We start from the raw sequence: 19,647 nt of genomic DNA, 5'->3' as shown, positions 1-19,647 counted from the left end.
CTAACGTGAATATTATATTTTATAGAATGTAAATGTACGGAATATTATTTGGCGAACAAAAAAGTTCCTAGCGTCATATTTGTTATAGATAAAATTTATTTCATTTGCTTTATGAAATTGTTAAATATTATTTCGAATCATGGTAATGTCAAAAATACTTTGGTGATACGCATTTAAGGGCATAAAAATGATGTTTGTCATTTTTTTTGCTAAAAAGTAGGTTAGAGCGGTCGTTAGCTTAGGGTATGTCGTCTTTTAATCGTATCTTTGTAGTCCAAAATAAGGTAGGAATCGCCGAATTAAAAAAGGGGTAGAGAAATGAGTACCAAAGACGATGAATTACTAAAAGAGCTGGAGCTCGAAGAATATAAATACGGGTTCACGACGGATATTGAAATGGAAATAGCCGCTAAGGGGCTAAGTGAAGATACTGTTCGTTTCATTTCCGCAAAGAAAAATGAACCTGAATGGTTGTTAGAATGGCGGCTGAAAGCATTGCGTCATTTTCTGACGATGAAGATGCCTACGTGGCAAAACTTTGAAAGTCCGGATGTGGATTTTCAGGATATTTCCTATTATGCCGCGCCAAAACCAAAAAAACAGTTGGAAAGTTTGGATGAGGTAGATCCAGAGTTGCTTTCGACGTTCGAAAAATTGGGAATCCCGTTGGACGAGCAGAAAGTTTTAGCTGGCGTGGTGGCTGTTGATGCGGTGTTTGATTCTGTTTCTGTCAAGACGACGTTTCGGGAGAAGTTGAAAGAGCAGGGCGTTATTTTCTGTTCTTTTGGTGAAGCCGTTCAAGAGCATCCAGATTTGGTAAAGAAATATCTGGGTACGGTCGTGCCACAAACCGATAATATCTATGCGGCTTTAAATTCTGCTGTATTTTCAGATGGTTCCTTTGTTTATATTCCGAAAGGCGTAAGGTGTCCGATGGAACTTTCTACTTATTTCCGGATAAATGCGGAGAACACCGGACAGTTTGAGCGTACATTGATCGTGGCAGAAGAAGGATCGTATGTTTCCTACCTGGAAGGTTGTACCGCTCCAATGCGTGATGAAAATCAACTGCATGCTGCCGTGGTCGAACTGATTGCTGAACGGGATGCGGAAATTAAATATTCGACGGTGCAGAACTGGTATCCGGGGGATAAGGATGGTAAGGGCGGTATCTATAATTTTGTGACGAAGCGCGGTATTTGCAAAGGAGACAATGCAAAGATTTCGTGGACACAAGTGGAAACAGGTTCTGCCATTACGTGGAAATATCCAGGTGTTATCCTGAAAGGGGATAATTCTGTAGGTGAATTTTATTCTGTCGCAATGACACGTAATAAACAGATCGCTGATACCGGAACAAAAATGGTCCATCTTGGTAAAAACACACGTTCTAAGATTGTGTCAAAAGGTATTTCTGCCGGTTTGAGCCACAACAGCTATAGAGGGTTGGTGAAAATAGGTCCAAATGCCGACAAAGCAAGAAACTTTACCCAATGTGACTCGCTGTTGATTGGAGATCGTTGTGGCGCTCACACGTTCCCTTATATAGAAAGTAGAAACCGTACAGCGATGTTGGAACATGAGGCAACAACATCGAAGATTGGTGAAGATCAGGTTTTCTATCTAAACCAAAGAGGCATTGACCCAGAGAAGGCTGTTGGTTTGATTGTTAACGGCTACGCCAAAGAGGTATTAAATCAACTGCCGATGGAGTTTGCGGTAGAAGCACAAAAGTTACTGGCGATTTCCTTGGAAGGATCGGTAGGGTAGTCATATTTAAATTTCCAAATTAAAGAAAATGTTATCAGTTAAGAATTTACACGCGTCTGTAGACGGTAAACAAATATTAAAAGGATTAGATTTAGAAGTCAAAGCAGGCGAAATTCATGCTATTATGGGCCCGAACGGCGCTGGAAAAAGTACGTTAGGAAATGTACTGGCTGGTCGTGACGCTTATGAGGTTACGGAAGGCGCTGCATTGTTGGAGGGCGTTGATTTATTAGATTTATCACCGGAAGATCGGGCTCGGGAAGGTCTTTTCTTAGCGTTTCAATATCCGGTAGAAATTCCGGGTGTATCCAATATTAATTTCTTGAAGACTGCTGTAAACGATATACGGGAGTATAAAGGCTTGCCGCCAATGGAGGCAAAAGAATTTTTACAATTGGTAAAAGAAAAGCAGAAGCTGGTCGATTTTTCAGCAAACCTCGCTAACCGTTCCTTGAACGAAGGGTTTTCGGGAGGAGAGAAGAAGCGTAACGAGATATTCCAACTCGCGATGTTAAATCCGAAGTTAGCGATCTTAGATGAGACCGATTCAGGTCTTGATATTGATGCGTTGCGTATTGTCGCCAATGGGGTAAACCAGTTGCGTTCTGAAAACAATGCATTTGTAGTCATTACACACTACCAACGTTTGTTAGATTATATCATACCAGACTTTGTTCACGTATTGTATAACGGACGCATTGTGAAAACCGGTCCCAAAGAGTTGGCGCTGGAGTTGGAGGAAAAAGGTTACGATTGGCTAAAAGAATACGACACGCAAACCGCATAACGAAATTTATCCATGGATAAAGTAGATAGCGGATTGATAAAAAAGAACATGAGTACAATAGTTGCAGATTCATTATATCAACAGTTGGTTTCGAGTTTTCAAGAGCTCGATACGCAAGAACCGTCACATTTGACGACCTTGCGTCAGGAGGCTTTTGAACGGTTTCAACAGGAGGGTTTTCCAACTGTTAAGAACGAAGAATGGAAATATACCAATATACACCCTCTCATCAATGCAACCTATGCGTTGAGCCCTTCGATAAATCCAGACGCCGCGGATGTCAACAAAGCAAATATTCCCGGTTTGGATGCCCATCGCATTGTGTTGATTAACGGGCAGTATGTTTTGGCGTTCTCCTCCCTTGAAGAAGAGATTGGTTTAGTGGTAAAATCCATTAACGAAGCGCATACAGAAGCTAACTTTGAAAAACACTACGCACAGCATGCCGATAAATCGGATAACGTGATGGTGCAATTAAACACGGCGCTCAATACGGCAGGGGTGTATTTGTCGGTTGCGAAAGGCAAAGTGATTTCTAAACCTATTCACATCGTGCATGTCGCGATGGGTGGGGAAGCTTTTTTTGCCCAGACACGTAATCTAATCGTCGTTGAGCCCCATGCAGAGGTGGAAATTATAGAATCCTATGTTACGATGGACGGTACAGCACACAATGTACATAACAAAGTGACAGAAATTGTAGTAGAAGAGCATGCGAAAGTGCAACATTACTATCTACAAGTGGCTGATGCAACGAGCCATTATATGATGCATACGGAAGTTTATCAAGCGCAACATAGTCTGTATAATAACTATAACTGTAATTTGCCCGGCGCGTCTTTTGTACGGCATAACATCAATGTCCGCTTGGACGCTGAGCAGGTGGAATCACATTTATATGGTATTAATCTAACGGCAGATAAACAGTTGGTCGACAACCATACCATCGTGGACCATATGAAACCACATTGCGAATCTTATGAATGGTATAAGAATATTCCGCAAGACGAATCCACCGCGGTATTCAATGGTAAGATTTTTGTACGTGAAGATGCCCAAAAAACAAATGCCTTTCAGCAAAACAACAATATGCTTATTGGCGACAAGTCAGCCGTATATACGAAGCCTCAGTTAGAAATTTTTGCGGATGACGTGAAATGTTCGCATGGTTGTACCATGGGACAGTTCGATGACGATGCTTTGTTCTATTTACGTGCTCGTGGTATCGGTGAGGAAGCGGCTCGGGTATTATTGGTGCACGCATTTGCCTTTGACGTTACTTCCCGTTTCTCTAACGAGAAGGTTCGTCAATATATAGAACATCTCGTAGAAAAGGGATTGGAAAAGAGTAAGTAGTTTTTCATATATATTATTATTGATAAAGGCGTCTGGATTTAGTTCGGACGCCTTTTTTATGTTTATCCTTCTATAAAATCTGCAGGAAATATAATGGGAAGAGCTCATCCTGATTTACAAAAAAGGAGCCTCCGAATATTTTCAGAGGCTCCTCTTGTGAGCGAAAGACGAGATTCGAACTCGCGACCCCAACCTTGGCAAGGTTGTGCTCTACCAACTGAGCTACTTTCGCTGATGGTGGTACAAAGATAGTGATTCGGAATATATCTGTCAATAGCCTTTGTTTCTTTTTTCGTCGAAAAAAGAAATTACCTTTGTATTGATTTTGGGATAAAAACCCAGCCAACAGCTATGCAGAAAGAAATAGAAATTGCGGTAGCACCTGAAAATATCCAGGACACCGAACATCTGATCGTACTCGGTTGTAAACAGCTGAACGTGGAACGTTCCCGCATACAGGGACATCATGTCCGTAAACGCTCTATTGACGCTCGAGGGCGCAAAGTAGTATATCGTCTTCGGGTCGTTTTTTATATCGACGAACCACCTATTCCGGACATTCATTCGCATTCCATTAAGCGGGTACATGATGCCACACCAGTCATCATTATTGGCGCAGGTCCGGCAGGCTTATTTGCGGCATACCGTTGCCTGGAACGCGGACTGAAGCCTATCGTGATCGAACGGGGGAAGCCCGTAAAGGAAAGACGGCGCGATCTTGCTAAAATAAACCGGGAAGGCGTTGTAAACCCGGAGTCCAACTACTGCTTTGGTGAAGGTGGAGCAGGTACTTATTCAGACGGTAAACTGTATACCCGGTCCGATAAGCGCGGCGACGTGGATAAGGTGCTGCGTATTTTTGTACAACATGGTGCACCGGAAGATATTCTGGTAGATGCTCGTCCGCATATTGGTACGAACAAACTTCCCCACATCATCGAAGACATGCGGAATACCATTTTGGAATTCGGTGGTGAGATCAGGTTCGATTGCCGTGTTGATGATATCCTGGTCGATTTCGGGCAGGTAAAGGCGGTGCGTACATCGACCGGAGAAACTATAGAAGCAAATCATGTCATCGTTGCGACCGGACACTCCGCTCGTGATATCTTTCATCTTTTCCGGCAGAAAGGTTGGTTGATTGAAGCCAAACCTTTTGCACTGGGCGTTCGCATCGAACACCCTCAGCAGATTATCGATCAGGTACAATACCATTGTTCGACGCGACCGCAAAACCTTCCGCCAGCATATTATAGCTTGGTAGAACAGGTCAATCAGCGGGGTGTTTTTTCCTTTTGTATGTGTCCCGGTGGGGTTATTGCCCCCTGCTCTACGGAGCCAGACGAAATTGTGGTGAACGGCTGGTCTCCCTCAAAACGGAATAATCCACATGCCAATTCCGGAACGGTGATCCAGATCAATATGGAGGATGTGCCGAACGCGCTATCCGATCCTTTTGCTTTATTGCGCTTTCAGCAGGATATCGAACAGCAAGCCTTTCGTTTAGGCGGGGGCAGCTTGGTAGCACCAGCACAACGGATGGTAGATTTTGTCCAGCAGAAGGTATCCAACACGCTCCCCGAAAATTCCTATAAACCCGGAACAAAAAGTGTCGACCTCAACGAAGTATTACCAAGCTTCGTGCATGAAGCCCTGCGGGGCGCACTCCCGCTTTTTGGCAAAAAGATGAAGGGGTACTATACGAATGAAGCCATATTGGTAGGTGTTGAGTCCCGTACATCTTCTCCCGTCCGAATTCCACGGAACAAGGAAACGCTGCAACACCCGGAAATTTCCGGACTTTATCCTTGCGGAGAAGGCGCAGGCTACGCCGGAGGGATTGTTTCCGCAGCGATTGACGGTATAAATTGTGTTGACGCCATCTCACAATAAGAAATGTATAAAATTTGAGATAGGCAGGCAACGATACCGCATGAAGCCATAATAAAGGAGTCCGTAAAATTTGAGCGATGTCAGATATTCACACTTGAAAGATTGCATCACCCCTCCTTAACTCTAAAAGGTCACATCCAAATGTTTTACAACTGCACAAACTTATTTCTGCACTATCCCATATGTAAAACATTTGAAGTGACGAGTTTTTTGGTTCTTTTTTAGGGGAAAAAAGAACGATAATTAGTATTTTTATAAAAATTGAATAATATTTTACAGATGAAAAGATTAGTTATTGCAATCGTAGGTTTGTTTACGGCGCTGTCATTCAGCTCTTGTGGATATAACACCATGGTCTCCAAAGATGAGAATGTAAAAGGGAAATGGGCACAAGTAGAAAATGCCTATCAACGTCGTGCAGACTTGATTCCTAATTTGGTCGCAACGGTAAAAGGTGCTGCTGAACACGAAGAAGGTACGTTGACGGCGGTTGTGGAAGCACGGGCCAAAGCTACATCCGTAACCGTTGACCCTTCTAATCTATCGGAGGAGGCTATTGCCAACTACCAACAAACGCAGGACGCCTTGTCGCAGTCCATCGGAAGATTGTTAGTGAGTGTGGAAGCTTATCCGGATTTGAAGGCGAATTCGAATTTTCAAGAATTGCAAGTACAGTTAGAGGGAACGGAAAACCGTATTTCTGTAGAACGCCGTTCCTACAATGAAGCTGTTCAAGATTATAACACCACGGTACGGAGCTTTCCAAATAATATTATGGCCGGCATTTTCGGCTTTAAACCGAAAGGAACGTTTCAAGCCGCCGAAGGATCCGATAAGGCACCTACGGTAGAATTTTAGTGTTTGATATGGACATATTTTCATCAGAAGAACAAGACCGCATTGTTCACGCAATCAGTGTGGCGGAAGCCAAAACTTCGGGCGAGATTCGGCTGGTAATCGATAAAAGATTAAGAGCAACTTCTGCGATGGATGCGGCTGTTTCCTATTTCGAGGAGCTGGAAATGCATAAAACAGGTCTCCGTAATGGTGTCCTTATTTATATGGCCATCGATGACCATGAATTTGCCATTATAGGCGACCGAGGTCTAGATACCAAGGTAGAAGCTAATTTTTGGGACGAAACCAAAGAACTGATGGTTTCCTTTTTTCGCCGCAATGATATAGTGCAAGGACTAATTGAAGGGATACACGATGTAGGAGAACAGTTGCAGAAATATTTTCCGCGTGGTGTTGATGATGTAAATGAACTTCCGAATGATATCCATTTTGGAACAAATTAAAAGCCCAATGCGAGTATATATGTTGATTAAACCGACCATGAAATGGATTGGAGTAATGTTTTTTGTGTTATGGAGTTCGATTTTTTCGCTTTATGCACAAAATTTACCGGAAGCGCCGAACCATTTGGTTACCGATTATACGGGGACGTTGACTGGCACGGAAGTTCAGGCATTGGAACGAAAACTACTCGCATTCGAGGACTCTACATCAACGCAGATTGCTGTCGTCTTGATGAGGTCAACAGATGGCTATGATATTGCCGACTACGCCGTTCGGTTAGGGCAAAAATGGGGCGTTGGCGGAAAGAAATACAACAATGGCGTACTTTTGTTAGCGGCCCTGGACGACCGTGCGGTCACTATTCAAACAGGTTACGGCATGGAAGGCGTGTTGCCCGATATTATAGCCCATCGGATTATCCAAAACGAAATACGCCCTAATTTTAGTCGGCAGAACTATTATCAAGGACTTGATGCGGCGACAGATGCCATTATAGCTTATACAAAAGGAGAATACAAAGCAGACCCTCGAGAGCGAAGAGAAGATGGAGGAGGTGTTCCTGTTATCTTGATTGTCATTATAGCGATCGTGATCATCAGCTTGTTTTCGAAAGGCGGTGGTGGTAAGGGCGGACGTGGTGGACGCGTGATGACCGGTAGAGGAGCTTCTGATATTTTCTGGTGGACACTCCTTAGTGGTATGGGAAGAAGTGGCGGCGGTGGTGGCGGTTTCGGAGGAAGTGGTGGCTTCGGTGGAGGAGGAGGTTTCGGCGGGTTCGGCGGCGGCGGCTTTGGTGGTGGCGGCGCTAGTGGACGTTGGTAACAATTCTTATATGTTGTAACAAATTGTTGTCTATGCACGTTATCATAGTATGAGAAAAGGATTATTGATGCTTTTAGGCGTGCTCCCCCTAATGGTGTTTGCGCAGGAAGATTTTACATTAAAAGGGAAAGTGAAGGGACTTCCTGAAGGAGCAAAAGTTTTTATTCAATACCGAGATAAGGGACAAACGGTTTTAGACTCCACCGTTGTTAAAAAGAATAAATTCAAGTATCATGGATCGGTATCACAACCTACTGCTGCCAGGCTAATTTTAGCCGATGCTGGCAAAAGCATGTCCACATTGCAGAAAAGTAAAGAGAAGCCAACGGAGAATTCCGTTTTTTTAGCCCAAGGCGTTGTCAAATTTGAGGGTAAGGATTTTTTAACCGCCAGAGGAAAAGGAAATACCATTAATAACGTTTACACCAAATATAGAAAGCTGGCAGAGGAAATATATGCGAATTTTACCGCTTTAGAAGCTGAATACGATGCTGCGCCAGATGAACAAAAGCGAGATGAGGCTTTTCTCCAAGAATTGGATACAAAAGCGGAAATGCTTTATAAAAAGCAACATACTCTTGACGAAGAATTTGTAAAAGCTCATCCCAATAACTATATATCGTTGTCGATTTTGGATGAAATCGCGTCTACAGAAAATTTAATCAGTTTGGTAAAGCCGGAATATGAACGCATGTCAAACAGTTTAAAGGCAACTGATTTAGGAAAGCGACTGGAGAAAAAGATAGCGAGCATGGAAAAGTTTGCTGTTGGAGCAGTTGCGCCCGATTTTACATTGCCCGATACCGTTGGTAATAAACTTTCTCTTTCTTCGTTACGTGGTAAATATGTATTGGTTGACTTCTGGGCGAGTTGGTGTGGTCCCTGCCGGTATGAAAACCCAACGGTGGTTGCCGCTTTTGACAAATTTAAAGATAAAGATTTTACGGTTTTGGGCGTATCGCTTGATCGTCCCGGAAGGAAAGCGGATTGGTTAAGGGCCATAAACGAGGATAACCTTGGGCAATGGGCGAATGTATCCGATCTACAATATTTCAATTCACCTGTTGTGGAGCTGTATGCTGTCAGGAGTATTCCGCAGAACTATTTAATTGATCCAGAAGGAAAAATTGTGGCTTCGAATCTAAGAGGGCCTGCGTTGGAGCAAAAGCTACAGGAGATATTAAATTAGCTTTCGAAAAATAAATATAAACATAGGGGCTGTCCATAAGGATGCAGCCCCTATATTTTTTTATCGCCAGGCTTTATATTGATTGATTAAGCCATTAGTAGAGACATCGTGTGCATGTACCGGTTCATCGTTTTCCAATTCAGGAAGAATCTTATTCGCCAGTTGTTTGCCGAGCTCCACGCCCCATTGGTCGAAGCTGAATATATTCCAGATAACGCCCTGAACAAATATTTTATGCTCATACAAGGCGATCAAACAGCCTAAAGTGTACGGTGTGATTTTCTTCAGCAGGAAGGAGTTGGTTGGACGGTTGCCTTCAAATACCTTGAAATTTTTCAAGGCCGCAATTTCTGCTTCCGTTTTTCCAGCTTTCTGCAGCTCACCGACTACCTCTTCTTCTGTCTTTCCGTTCATGAGGGCCTCCGTCTGTGCGAAAAAGTTAGATAGCAGTAATTGATGGTGATTGCCGAGGGGGTTATGAGAAACCGCAGGCGCGATAAAATCACAAGGAATTAATTTAGTGCCTTGATGGATGAGCTGATAAAACGCATGTTGTCCGTTCGTACCCGGCTCACCCCAGATAATCGGCCCTGTTTGGTAGTCCACCCGATTACCGTTTCTATCGACATACTTACCATTACTTTCCATATCGCCCTGTTGGAAATAGGCCGCAAAGCGGTGCATATATTGATCATACGGTAAAATGGCATGGCTCTCTGCATCAAAGAAATTGTTGTACCACACACCCAATAAAGCGAGTATTACCGGAATATTCTGTTCAAATTCTGTTTCTTTAAAGTGTATATCCGCAGCATAGGCACCTTCCAGCAGTTGCTCAAAATTATCATAGCCAATACCCAAGGCGATGGACAGTCCGATTGCGGACCATAGCGAATAGCGACCACCTACCCAATCCCAAAATTCAAACATATTCTTGGTGTCGATACCAAAAGCAGCTACGCCCTTCTCGTTGGTGCTTAGCGCAGCAAAGTGTTTGGCTACATCGGCTTCTTTAGCACCCGCTTTCAAAAACCAATCTTTTGCAGATTGGGCATTTGCCATCGTTTCTTGAGTGGTAAACGTTTTGGAAGCGATAAGGAATAAGGTCGTTTCCGGGTTTAATCCTTTTAATGTTTCCGCGATATGCGTACCGTCGACATTGGATACAAAGTGCATATTTAGCCGTGTTTTGTAAGCTTTTAACGCTTCGGTTACCATCACTGGTCCCAAATCGGAACCCCCGATGCCAATATTCACGACATCTGTTATTTCCTGGCCTGTATAACCTTTCCATTCCCCCGAAAGAATCCTGTTGGTGAAATCTTTCATTTGCGCCTGTACGCCCCTTACTTTAGGCATCACATCTTCGCCGTCGACGATAATAGGGTCGCTAGACTGGTTGCGTAATGCGGTATGCAACACCTGTCGTCCTTCGGTCTGGTTAATTTTTTCGCCGGCAAACATCGCATTGATCGCGTCGTCCAGTTGGCATTCTTTCGCAAGCTGTATCAGCAGTGCCAAGGTCTCATCATCTATCCTATTCTTTGAAAAATCTAATAGAATATCCCCCAAGTTTAAAGAGAATTTCTCGAAGCGCTGTGGATCCCCGGCGAATAACTGCTTTAACGATTTCTCATTAATTGAGATATAATGATCTGCCAGGTATTTGTAAGCCTGTGTGGTCGTAAAATCTACGTTTGGAAACATATACGTATTCGTTTATTTGTTAATAAACCAAAGATAGTTTTTTTTGTCTTCTTTTCTGAATTAGGATTCATGAAGGTTTTATTTTACTTTTGAGCATGACCAAAGAACAAATACAAGACTTGAGGGATAGAGTAGGCTCCCTGAGGAGGCATCTTTGACATCGATGCACGAAAATCAGAGATAACAGAAAAGACAGCAATCACCTTACAGCCTGATTTTTGGGATAATCCCAAAGCGGCGGAAAAGGTCATGCACGAGATTAAGAATATAAAGCTATGGACCGAGCATTTCGATGCCGTGTCGGCCGTAGTCGATGATGTTGGCGTGATGTATGAATTTTTTCAGTCTGGTGATGCGAGCGAACAAGATGTGAATGAGCAATATGAGCTCGCGTTGGAGCAAGTCGCGGAGTTAGAATTTAAAAATATGCTCAGCTCCGAAGAAGATCAGCTTGACGCTATTTTACAGATTACAGCCGGAGCTGGTGGTACCGAATCTTGCGATTGGGCCGCTATGTTGATGCGTATGTATATCATGTGGGGCGAGAAACACGGGTGCAAAGTCGTGGAACAGGATTATCAGGAAGGCGATGTCGCCGGGATTAAAACCGTAACACTGCAATTTTCAGGAAACTTTGCCTATGGCTATCTGAAGGGGGAAAATGGTGTCCATCGCTTGGTTCGGATCTCCCCATTTGATTCCAATGCGAAACGGCATACATCCTTTGCTTCCGTATATGTTTATCCCCTGGTGGATGATAATATTGAAATAGAGATAAAGGATGGCGACATCGAATGGGACACGTTTCGTGCCGGTGGTGCCGGAGGTCAAAACGTAAATAAAGTGGAGACGGCTGTTCGCTTACACCACAAACCGACAGGTATCATCATTAAGAACCAGGAATCGCGTTCACAACTTCAGAATAAGGAAAATGCATTGCGTTTATTGAAATCCCAGCTTTATGAGATCGAGATGCGTAAGCGCCAGGAAGCAACAGCCGCTATCGAAGGTTCTAAGAAAAAGATAGAATGGGGATCGCAGATCCGAAATTACGTATTGCATCCATATAAATTGATAAAGGATCTACGCACAAATGTAGAAACCTCCAATACCCAAGCGGTGTTAGATGGTGATCTCGACGTGTTTTTGAAAGCGTATTTAATGGAATTCTAAAAGGGGCGTCTATTTAGACGCCTTCTTTTTTAAAATGCATTTTTCCACATCATGCTCTCTACCGGGCGGATGGTTTTATGGTTGTATTTAGCGTTTCCTTTGGTGTTATACAAGGTTTCGATATCGCCATCTACAACAAAATAAATAAGCTGCCCTACCGGCATGCCGGCATAGACCCGGACGGGCTGTGCGACGGATATTTCCAGTGTCCATGTATTGCAAAACCCCACGTCCCCTTTACCGGCCGTCGCGTGGATGTCAATTCCCAAACGTCCTGTGCTGGATTTCCCTTCCAGAAAAGGAACGTGTCCGTGTGTCTCGGTGTACTCTAGTGTCACTCCTAAATAAAGTTTGCCCGGCTGTAGAATAAATCCTTCTTCCGGTATTTCGAAATGTGCAATTTCGTTATGCTTTTTAGCATCGAGTACATCGTCTTTGTAGGTGGCCAGATACTTGCCCAGGTGAACATCGTATGAGTTTGTCCCCAGGCATTTTCTGTCAAAAGGTTCGATCACGATGGAGCCCTTATCTATTTCTTCTAGAATTCTTTTATCTGATAATATCATGGTTTTGTTATTACATCTTCAATCCAATCTCCCGCAGACGTTCATCCAAATATTGTCCGGCGGTGTAATCCTGATAAGCCTTTGGATAAGCATCAGAAATGCAAGATTCCAAACACGTTAGGCTCATGGAAGCCTTTGGATGCAGGAAGAACGGCACCGAATAACGGGAGGTCTTCATCAGTTCTCGTGGTGGATTTACCACACGATGGGTGGTAGACTTGAGTTTATTGTTCGTTAGCCGTTGCAACATATCGCCCACATTGACGACGATATCTTCTCCTTTCGCTTTGATCGGAAACCATGCCCCATCTTTGGTCCACACTTCCAGACCATCTGCACTGGCTCCGATCAGTAAGGTGATTAAATTAATGTCCTCATGGGCGCCGGCACGAACGGCATCAGCAGGGATCGTGTCTGGATTTTCGATCGGGAAATAGTGGATCGCTCGCAGAATAGAGTTGCCGTTGATGACAAATTTTTCGAAATAATCTTCTTCCAAATCTAAATACGAGGCGATGGCTTTCAGCAAGGCACGTCCGGCATCTTCCAATTTTTTGTACACCTCGCCTGTCACCTCGTTGAATCGAGGCAATTCTTCCACGATGATGTTATCTGGGAAATCCGTTTTCGAGTAATCTTCGCCTACGATGGTTTGTCCGCGTTGCCAAAACTCCTTTAAGTCCGGCGTATGTGCATCTTTTGCTTTCTCTTTTCCTTTGGAGGTATATCCCCGTTGTCCGGCTAACTCCGGAAATTCATATTTCTGTTTGACTGCTTCCGGGAGCTCAAAAAAAGCATTTACAACGGCATAAAGTTCATCGATAAGTTCTTGGCTCAACCCATGGTTGGCGATGGTTACGAATCCCGTTTCGTTAAATGCCTTTCCTATATCTTGTACAAATTGTCTTTGTTCTTCCGCACTACCCTGCGTATATTGAAGCAAATCCAACCGGGGAATGTTTATTAATGCCATCGCTTTTTTCTGTAAAGATAAGAAAATTATACCTTTGCTATACAGAAATGACTGCTTTGAACCGATACTTATTTTGACAGGTCATGACGAATATGATAAAAAGAAGAAAACAATTTTATGTGGAGTCCGGGCTGACAGAAACGGTTGACATTCCGGTGCGCTTTAGCGAAGTAGATTCTCTAGGTATCGTATGGCATGGGCATTATATCCTCTACTTTGAGCAAGGGAGAGAAGCTTTTGGAAAAAGTTACGGTATCGATTACAGGACCGTACAAAAAGCCGGGTATACCACGCCTATTGTGAAATCAACCTGTACACATAAGTTGCCCCTGCGATATGGGGATACGGCACGCATTGTGACCTCTTATCTAGATACCCCTGCGGCCAAAATGATCTTTCGGTTTAAAGTCTATAACAGTAAAGAACAGTTGGTCTGTGAAGGGGAAACCATTCAAGTTTTCTTGGATAAAGGCGATAATCTGGTGTTAAACGTTCCCGATTTTATCTTGGATTGGAAAAGAAAGGTGGGGTTGTTGTCATGATGTTTGATCCGATATATATACACGGAAAGAACTTTGTCACGCCGATGGGTGGCATACGGCATTCTGCCGCCGAGCCCTTTGTGATTGATTGGTTGTGCCATTGGAGCACGCTGTTGATGGGAAGGAGCAGCATTTTCATGAATGATGTCGGCCGGGATATGCTGATACATGCTTCGAAATTTGATGTGGATGAGGCGCAGTACTTGTTGCCACTTGCGGAAGACAGTACCTTATTGGAGCAGCTGTTATATAATGCGGCGAAACCGGTTGTTGATAAACACGTACCCTCCGCCCGGACGGCGCTGGTATTGGCGACGACGAAAGGAAATGTTTCTTTTTTGGAGGAGGGGAGAACAGCAGATGCGCAGCTGCCGGTATTGGCGAAGAAAATGGCGAAGGTATTGGGCATCCAAACCGAACCTATTATTGTGTCGCAGGCCTGTGTATCCGGTTTGTTGGCTTTATCGGTTGCCAAGCGGCTGATCCAGATGGGGCAGTACGACGATGCGGTGGTGCTCGCCGGAGATACCATCAGCGAATTTGTTTTAGCTGGTTTCGAAGCATTCCAAGCGGTGAGTCGGGACCCGTGCAGACCCTTTGATAAAGATCGGGCAGGGCTGTCCCTGGGCGAAGCCGCTGCTTGTGTATATGTTTCTAAAGAAAAAGGTGAGTTTAAGATCTTAGGCGAAGCGGCCATAAACGATGCGCATCATATTTCGGGACCATCCCGAACCGGCGAGGGGCTTGTGCAAAGTGTTTTGCGCGCTGGAAAAGAAGCAAACATCGATATAAAAGATATAGACTTCATCTCGGCACACGGAACCGCGACCCTGTACAACGATGAAATGGAAGCGATTGCCTTTAATCGGCTCGGGCTTCAAAATGTTCCGCTGCATAGTCTGAAAGGATATTTCGGACATACATTGGGGGCTGCTGGATTGCTCGAAACAATTGTTGGGATGATGTGCCTGCAATTCGAGACGTTGATTCCAACGAAAGGATTTGAAACATTGGGGGTGTCTCAGCCGTTAAATATTATTCAGCAAACAGACTATGTAAAAATGACCCGCTTTTTAAAGACGGCTTCCGGCTTTGGGGGAACTAACGCAGCGATGATCATCGAAAAAACAATCGATTTAGCTTAAAAGCCAAAAGCTTATTTTTATTAGGTATAGTCAATAGATTTCTGGTTTTTTTACTTTTATTGTGTATAATTAATAAAAAACCTATTTTTATGTTGTTTTTAAGCTATATATAATAAAAATGAAACTCATCAATAGGAATTTATATACAAATCGCATTCGTCCATTTATTGATAAAGGCGTTATAAAGGTACTAACCGGGCAAAGACGTGTCGGGAAGAGTTATATTTTGTTTCAGCTGATCAATGAAATAAAAAAAGACAATCCGGGTGCAAATATCATCTATATCAATAAGGAACAGGACGAATTCAAAACGATCAGAACAGATGACGATCTTTCCGATTACATTCAGGGACATTTGATACATTCCGCTTCAAATTATGTATTTATAGACGAGGTTCAGGATATCGAGCATTTTGAAAATACGTTACGAAGTCTACAGGCAAAGGAACAATGTGATATTTTTATAACCGGGAGCAATGCAAAAATGTTGTCCAGCGAATTATCTACCTATTTATCCGGACGCTACGTGGAGTTTAGGATACACAGCTTGTGTTATGCAGAGTTTCTGGAATTTCATGGGCTTGAAGATACTGATCTTTCTTTACAGAAATTTTTAACGTATGGTGGGTTGCCACATCTTTCCCGTTTAGAACTCTCGGACGAAGTTGCGTTCGAGTATCTTAAGAATGTGTATTCTACCATATTGCTCAAAGATGTTGTCAGCCGCGAAAATATCAGAAATGTAGATTTTCTGGAAACACTTTCCGATTATGTGGCCGATAATGTAGGGAGTCTGTTTTCGGCGAATAATATCCATAAATTTCTGAAATCGCAACGGATAGATATTTCCGTAAACCTGATTATCAATTACTTGAAAGCATTGAGCAACGCGTACATTGTTAATAAGGTGCAACGTATTGATGTGAAAGGTCTGAAAAAATTTGAAATCGGAGACAAATACTACTTTGAAGATTTAGGGCTACGGAACTGTAAGCAACATCTTGAATTTGTAAATGATATTGGCAAATTAATGGAAAATGCTGTTTATCAACACCTCCGAATACATAATTATCAAGTTTATATTGGTAAGTTGGATAATCTGGAAATAGATTTTGTCGGTATAAAAAATGATAGCAAAATCTACATACAGGTGGCTTATATGTTGCACGACGAGAAAACAAAAGAACGGGAATTTGGCAACTTATTGAAAATTGAAAATAATTACAGAAAATACGTAGTTACGCTGGATAGCTTTAGTTCAGGCACTAATTATAAAGGTGTGGAACAACTCCATTTGCGGGAGTTTTTAAACCGAATTGAATTGTAGAATCCTGAACAACCACGAACGTTCGTATATAGATAGAAAAACAACGGCTACCCTGTAAGCGTAGCCGCTGTACAGATAGCGTTACTTTCTTACATGTAGGGGTCTTGGTGTCCAGAGTGTTTGATCAAAATTGTCTACAGCTTCAAAAAAATCCTCCAGCCGTTCATTCAGATCCGTATAGCTATCAACCAGGGCATCCATCTCATCGTAGTATCTTCCTTGCTGTTTTCGGACGAGGCCCAGTGATCCCTTGAAGTCGTCAAGGTCTTCATCAAAGAACACCATGTCTACCGAGCAATCGTCGTAGTTTTCGAAGATGGTCCGGAATTGCGGAAAAGCCGTATCCTCCATCCATTTGTCCTGTGCGAAGAGATATTCTTCATCACCGTAATAGTCTTTAGTCAACGTTACCAGCTCGGGTAAAAACCGGTCCATGAAAGCATGGATCTCCGCCAGCATCCGTATCAGCTGTATCCGGATGGTAGGCTTATACGGATTGGTTTCGTACGCCGCCTGTAGATGTTTAAATTTGGCTTTCGCCTCCTCCAGCAGGCCTTCCAGTTCTTCGACCTGGATACAGAAGCCCCTTATCGGCAGCCTTCCCTTGTTTATCCGCTGCTTCATTTCCCAGGTGCGCTCGTGAATCTCCTGATAGTATTGTAATGCAAGTATTTCAAACTCCGGTGCTGTTTTCGAGCGGTCAAACCGTAGCGTGATGGTGCGTAGCGGGTGGGATTGCGTTGTTATTTCCATGATAATAAGATGTTGTAAAGATAAACAAATTAAAGTAGAGACGCCATACACGGCGTCTCTACGTGTTGTGCTAGACGACTAGTGCCGTGACGGTATCGCTGAAGTTTAGTTCAATGTCCCGACCGATGTAGGAAGCCCGGAACTCATATTCCTGCAGCTTCTCCAGATCGCGCAGCTCGATGGTCGATTTGCTGTGCAGTACTCCTGTCCACGCTTCTGTTCCCTTCTTGCGGTATTCATAGCGGTATAATCGTGCCGGAGTCCATGGTTGCACCCGAACGCGGATGATGCCCAGTCCCACTTGGATATGTGATACCCGTACGTTTTCCGCTTTGGGTGTCCGGTCGATACGGTTGGTGTTGCTTTCCGAAGGCCGGTATCCGGCTGCAACAATGATAGCGGGGTTGCCTTGCGCCACCGCATCTACATAGTGCGAAAGGCGGTAGATAACTTCCTGCAATTCTTTCCCCACCTGACCTTTGAGGATAACGGCGCGCTGGTCGCGGAAAGACGCTTCAGCAAATGCCGCACGATACGCTGTCAAACTGTTTTCCAGTGTTTCTAAACTCGGAACGGGATCGGTAAACATCTCCTCATTCTCTACCATCTTTTGAAAGATCTGTTCTGCATAACGCAATAGTTCCGTTGCGTTTTTGCATCTAAAATTTGGTTTTGTCATTTTTCTTTTTTTTTTAGTGTTTGAAAAATTGTTAATTACTCCTGTTGTACGTACAGTACAAAGATGCGGTACAAAAACAGGCAAAAGGTGCGTATTTTCGCCAATTTCAAGGGGGGTACGAAAAACTTCTTGGCGAAAAAGCGCATCTTTACGAACATTGTTGCCTTTCTTTTTTTGGGTGAAAATTGGGTTGTAGGCCTTTTTAGGGCTGGTTTTTGGTCAAGGTGAGTGAAAAATAAGACGTATAATTTAACTACTTATTTTTCCAGGACTAGTAGTTGTTTTTCCAAAATGAGTAGTTGGTTGATAAAAATAAGTAGTTGCTCTGTCCTGTGAAGTAGTTCGTGGGAAAAAATAGGTCGTTGCTCCAGTAGAAGAAGTATGTAGAAATATAGAATAACTACTTTGCACGGTAGGATAGGTAGTTGTTTTGGTAGAAAAGGTAACTCTTTTAAAGAAACAGGTAGTTTGTCTCTAGCACCAACTAGCTAGCTGCTCAAGTGAACTCGTTGTTTCTGCCCTGAAACTAGTTCGCAGCGTGAGAATGATAACTTATTTATCAAATGAACTATTTAAAAAAGAAAATGAATTGGTTATCTGCTCCATATCACTACTTTTTTCAGTCTAACAAATAGTTGGATGATGGACATAGTTCGTTTACATGGTCTTGATCAGTGCTTTTCGTTCCTCCCGGGGTGTCCGATGAAAATGTTTCTTATACCGGTTAGTAAAATGTTGTGCATGAGGAAAGTGAAGCATGCTGGCAATATATTCCACAGAGAGTTCGGGCTTTTGCTTTAATAGTTCGCGCGCTTTATGCAGGCGTATCAAAAGAATAGATGAATTTAAGTTTGGAGTGCGTCCTTCGAATGCCCGGCTAAGGCTTCGCGTGGAACAATGTAGCGCCTCGGCAATGGTCACCCGATTGAGATCTGCACGCATATAATGCTCGGTAATGTAGCTGATGGCGCGGTGATAAAGCTGGATCAATCCTTCTTCTTTGCCCTGCCCTCCTTGCTTATCCAACTGCTGCATATAGGCGGTATACAGCTCGCCCAGTGCCAACCCGACATGGTGAACGGTTGTAAACGGGCCGAATGTTTTTTTGGAAAACTGTTCCAATACCTTCCGTTCGTAGTAAGAAATGGTAACCGCCGCCATGATACCGTTTTGTTGCGGATTGTACTGTTCTCGCAGCTTCGGCTGCTCGGCCATAAGCTGTTGCCGCGATGCTCCGGTAATGCCCAGAAGTAGCATCCATTGTTTTTCAACAGCAACTGTTAGGAGATTTTCTTCTTCGCTTACCGTAAAAGAGAAGATGGTATTGGGCTGGCTTACTTTCCCCGTAGAAAATGATAGTGTACCCTGAAATTGCAGACCGAGCCAGAGGATTTTCTCGTCTTTTTGTGGCAATGGAAAAGCGGTCAACTCGTTTGGCCGTCCTTTTAGCTCGCAGAGTATAAAATCATGTGTTTCAAATTGGATATGTAAAAGGTGTTCACCTAGCTTCTGTCGCGTTGCCTGATGCAGCACCGCGAGATGCATCCCTTTGAACGTCTCCCGCGTGGCGGGTTTGGCCGACAGGGTTTCTTTCCATACGTGAACAGAGTTTTTATCGAGCATGGTTATAATTTGTGTTGCTCTAAGATAGTAGTTTTTCAGG

Annotated in this window: 18 protein-coding genes and 1 tRNA gene; 12 read left to right on the top strand and 7 right to left on the bottom strand. The window is 43.5% G+C overall.

Annotated features, from left to right (window positions below; genetic code table 11):
- Positions 1-318: 318 nt before the first annotated feature.
- Genes sufB through sufD form a run of 3 tightly spaced genes read left to right on the top strand, consistent with a single transcriptional unit; the run spans position 319 to position 3,913 of the window.
- Positions 319-1,770, top strand: coding sequence for a Fe-S cluster assembly protein SufB (gene sufB, locus EWE74_RS13745; RefSeq protein ID WP_130142090.1), 1,452 nt, complete (start codon positions 319-321; stop codon positions 1,768-1,770).
- 28 nt (positions 1,771-1,798) lie between these two features.
- Entirely contained in the window at positions 1,799-2,557 is a 759-nt protein-coding gene (gene sufC / locus EWE74_RS13740) for a Fe-S cluster assembly ATPase SufC (RefSeq protein ID WP_130142089.1), read from the top strand.
- A gap of 48 nt (positions 2,558-2,605) precedes the next feature.
- Positions 2,606-3,913, top strand: a complete 1,308-nt coding sequence (sufD, locus tag EWE74_RS13735) for a Fe-S cluster assembly protein SufD (protein WP_239018662.1) — start codon at positions 2,606-2,608, stop codon at positions 3,911-3,913.
- A gap of 159 nt (positions 3,914-4,072) precedes the next feature.
- Here the strand turns inward: sufD and EWE74_RS13730 are convergent.
- Positions 4,073-4,145, bottom strand: a tRNA-Gly gene (locus tag EWE74_RS13730).
- 119 nt (positions 4,146-4,264) lie between these two features.
- On the opposite strand from EWE74_RS13730, the gene EWE74_RS13725 reads away from it, so the two are divergent.
- From EWE74_RS13725 to EWE74_RS13705, 5 genes are all read left to right on the top strand, one after another.
- The gene (locus EWE74_RS13725; RefSeq protein WP_130142087.1) at positions 4,265-5,806 is read left to right on the top strand and encodes an NAD(P)/FAD-dependent oxidoreductase; all 1,542 of its coding nucleotides are present in this window, start codon (positions 4,265-4,267) and stop codon (positions 5,804-5,806) included.
- A gap of 279 nt (positions 5,807-6,085) precedes the next feature.
- On the top strand, positions 6,086-6,664 hold the full coding sequence (locus tag EWE74_RS13720) for a LemA family protein (RefSeq protein WP_130142086.1): 579 nt from the start codon (positions 6,086-6,088) through the stop codon (positions 6,662-6,664).
- Between the two features lie 8 nt (positions 6,665-6,672).
- A complete protein-coding gene (locus EWE74_RS13715) occupies positions 6,673-7,107 on the top strand; it encodes a TPM domain-containing protein (protein WP_130142085.1) in 435 nt (144 codons plus the stop codon).
- 37 nt (positions 7,108-7,144) lie between these two features.
- Complete coding sequence (locus EWE74_RS13710) at positions 7,145-7,930, top strand: TPM domain-containing protein (RefSeq protein WP_130142084.1); 786 nt, start codon at positions 7,145-7,147, stop codon at positions 7,928-7,930.
- 49 nt (positions 7,931-7,979) lie between these two features.
- Positions 7,980-9,119 carry a TlpA disulfide reductase family protein gene (locus EWE74_RS13705; protein ID WP_130142083.1) on the top strand — a complete coding sequence of 380 codons (1,140 nt, stop codon included), beginning with the start codon at positions 7,980-7,982 and terminating at the stop codon, positions 9,117-9,119.
- Positions 9,120-9,179: 60 nt separating this feature from the next.
- Here EWE74_RS13705 and pgi read toward each other — a convergent pair whose 3' ends face one another.
- A complete protein-coding gene (gene pgi, locus EWE74_RS13700) occupies positions 9,180-10,826 on the bottom strand; it encodes a glucose-6-phosphate isomerase (RefSeq protein WP_130142082.1) in 1,647 nt (548 codons plus the stop codon).
- 95 nt (positions 10,827-10,921) lie between these two features.
- Here pgi and prfB point away from each other — a divergent pair.
- Positions 10,922-11,999, top strand: a protein-coding gene (prfB, locus tag EWE74_RS13695) for a peptide chain release factor 2 (protein WP_130142081.1) whose coding sequence is annotated in 2 segments (ribosomal slippage) — positions 10,922-10,981 and positions 10,983-11,999 — 1,077 coding nt in all. Because the reading frame shifts where the segments join, the coding sequence is not laid out codon by codon here.
- Between the two features lie 29 nt (positions 12,000-12,028).
- On the opposite strand, the gene dcd is transcribed toward prfB, so the two are convergent.
- Complete coding sequence (gene dcd, locus EWE74_RS13690; RefSeq protein WP_130142080.1) at positions 12,029-12,565, bottom strand: dCTP deaminase; 537 nt, start codon at positions 12,563-12,565, stop codon at positions 12,029-12,031.
- Positions 12,566-12,575: 10 nt separating this feature from the next.
- On the bottom strand, positions 12,576-13,538 hold the full coding sequence (locus EWE74_RS13685; protein ID WP_130142079.1) for an isopenicillin N synthase family dioxygenase: 963 nt from the start codon (positions 13,536-13,538) through the stop codon (positions 12,576-12,578).
- Between the two features lie 92 nt (positions 13,539-13,630).
- Between EWE74_RS13685 and EWE74_RS13680 the strand changes: the two genes are divergently transcribed.
- The 3 genes from EWE74_RS13680 (at position 13,631) to EWE74_RS13670 (ending at position 16,552) form a co-directional block, all read left to right on the top strand.
- On the top strand, positions 13,631-14,080 hold the full coding sequence (locus tag EWE74_RS13680; RefSeq protein WP_130142078.1) for an acyl-CoA thioesterase: 450 nt from the start codon (positions 13,631-13,633) through the stop codon (positions 14,078-14,080).
- Positions 14,050-15,225 (top strand): beta-ketoacyl synthase N-terminal-like domain-containing protein, encoded by a 1,176-nt coding sequence (locus tag EWE74_RS13675; RefSeq protein ID WP_206365235.1) that lies wholly within the window; start codon positions 14,050-14,052, stop codon positions 15,223-15,225. Before EWE74_RS13680 ends, EWE74_RS13675 begins: the two co-directional genes overlap by 31 nt.
- Before the next feature lie 118 nt (positions 15,226-15,343).
- Positions 15,344-16,552 (top strand): ATP-binding protein, encoded by a 1,209-nt coding sequence (locus tag EWE74_RS13670; RefSeq protein WP_130142077.1) that lies wholly within the window; start codon positions 15,344-15,346, stop codon positions 16,550-16,552.
- An 81-nt stretch (positions 16,553-16,633) separates the two neighbouring features.
- Here the strand turns inward: EWE74_RS13670 and EWE74_RS13665 are convergent, their stop codons facing one another.
- The 3 genes from EWE74_RS13665 to EWE74_RS13655 all read right to left on the bottom strand — a co-directional run bounded on the left by EWE74_RS13665 (position 16,634) and on the right by EWE74_RS13655 (position 19,607).
- Entirely contained in the window at positions 16,634-17,305 is a 672-nt protein-coding gene (locus EWE74_RS13665) for a hypothetical protein (RefSeq protein ID WP_130142076.1), read from the bottom strand.
- 70 nt (positions 17,306-17,375) lie between these two features.
- Positions 17,376-17,984 carry a hypothetical protein gene (locus EWE74_RS13660; protein WP_130142075.1) on the bottom strand — a complete coding sequence of 203 codons (609 nt, stop codon included), beginning with the start codon at positions 17,982-17,984 and terminating at the stop codon, positions 17,376-17,378.
- 657 nt (positions 17,985-18,641) lie between these two features.
- Positions 18,642-19,607, bottom strand: coding sequence for a helix-turn-helix domain-containing protein (locus tag EWE74_RS13655; protein ID WP_130142074.1), 966 nt, complete (start codon positions 19,605-19,607; stop codon positions 18,642-18,644).
- Positions 19,608-19,647: the final 40 nt, after the last annotated feature.

The organism is Sphingobacterium corticibacterium (genome assembly GCF_004208525.1).
GTDB lineage: Bacteria > Bacteroidota > Bacteroidia > Sphingobacteriales > Sphingobacteriaceae > Sphingobacterium > Sphingobacterium corticibacterium.
Note: the sequence above shows the minus strand (reverse complement) of the source record. Positions and strands in the feature narration are given on the sequence as shown.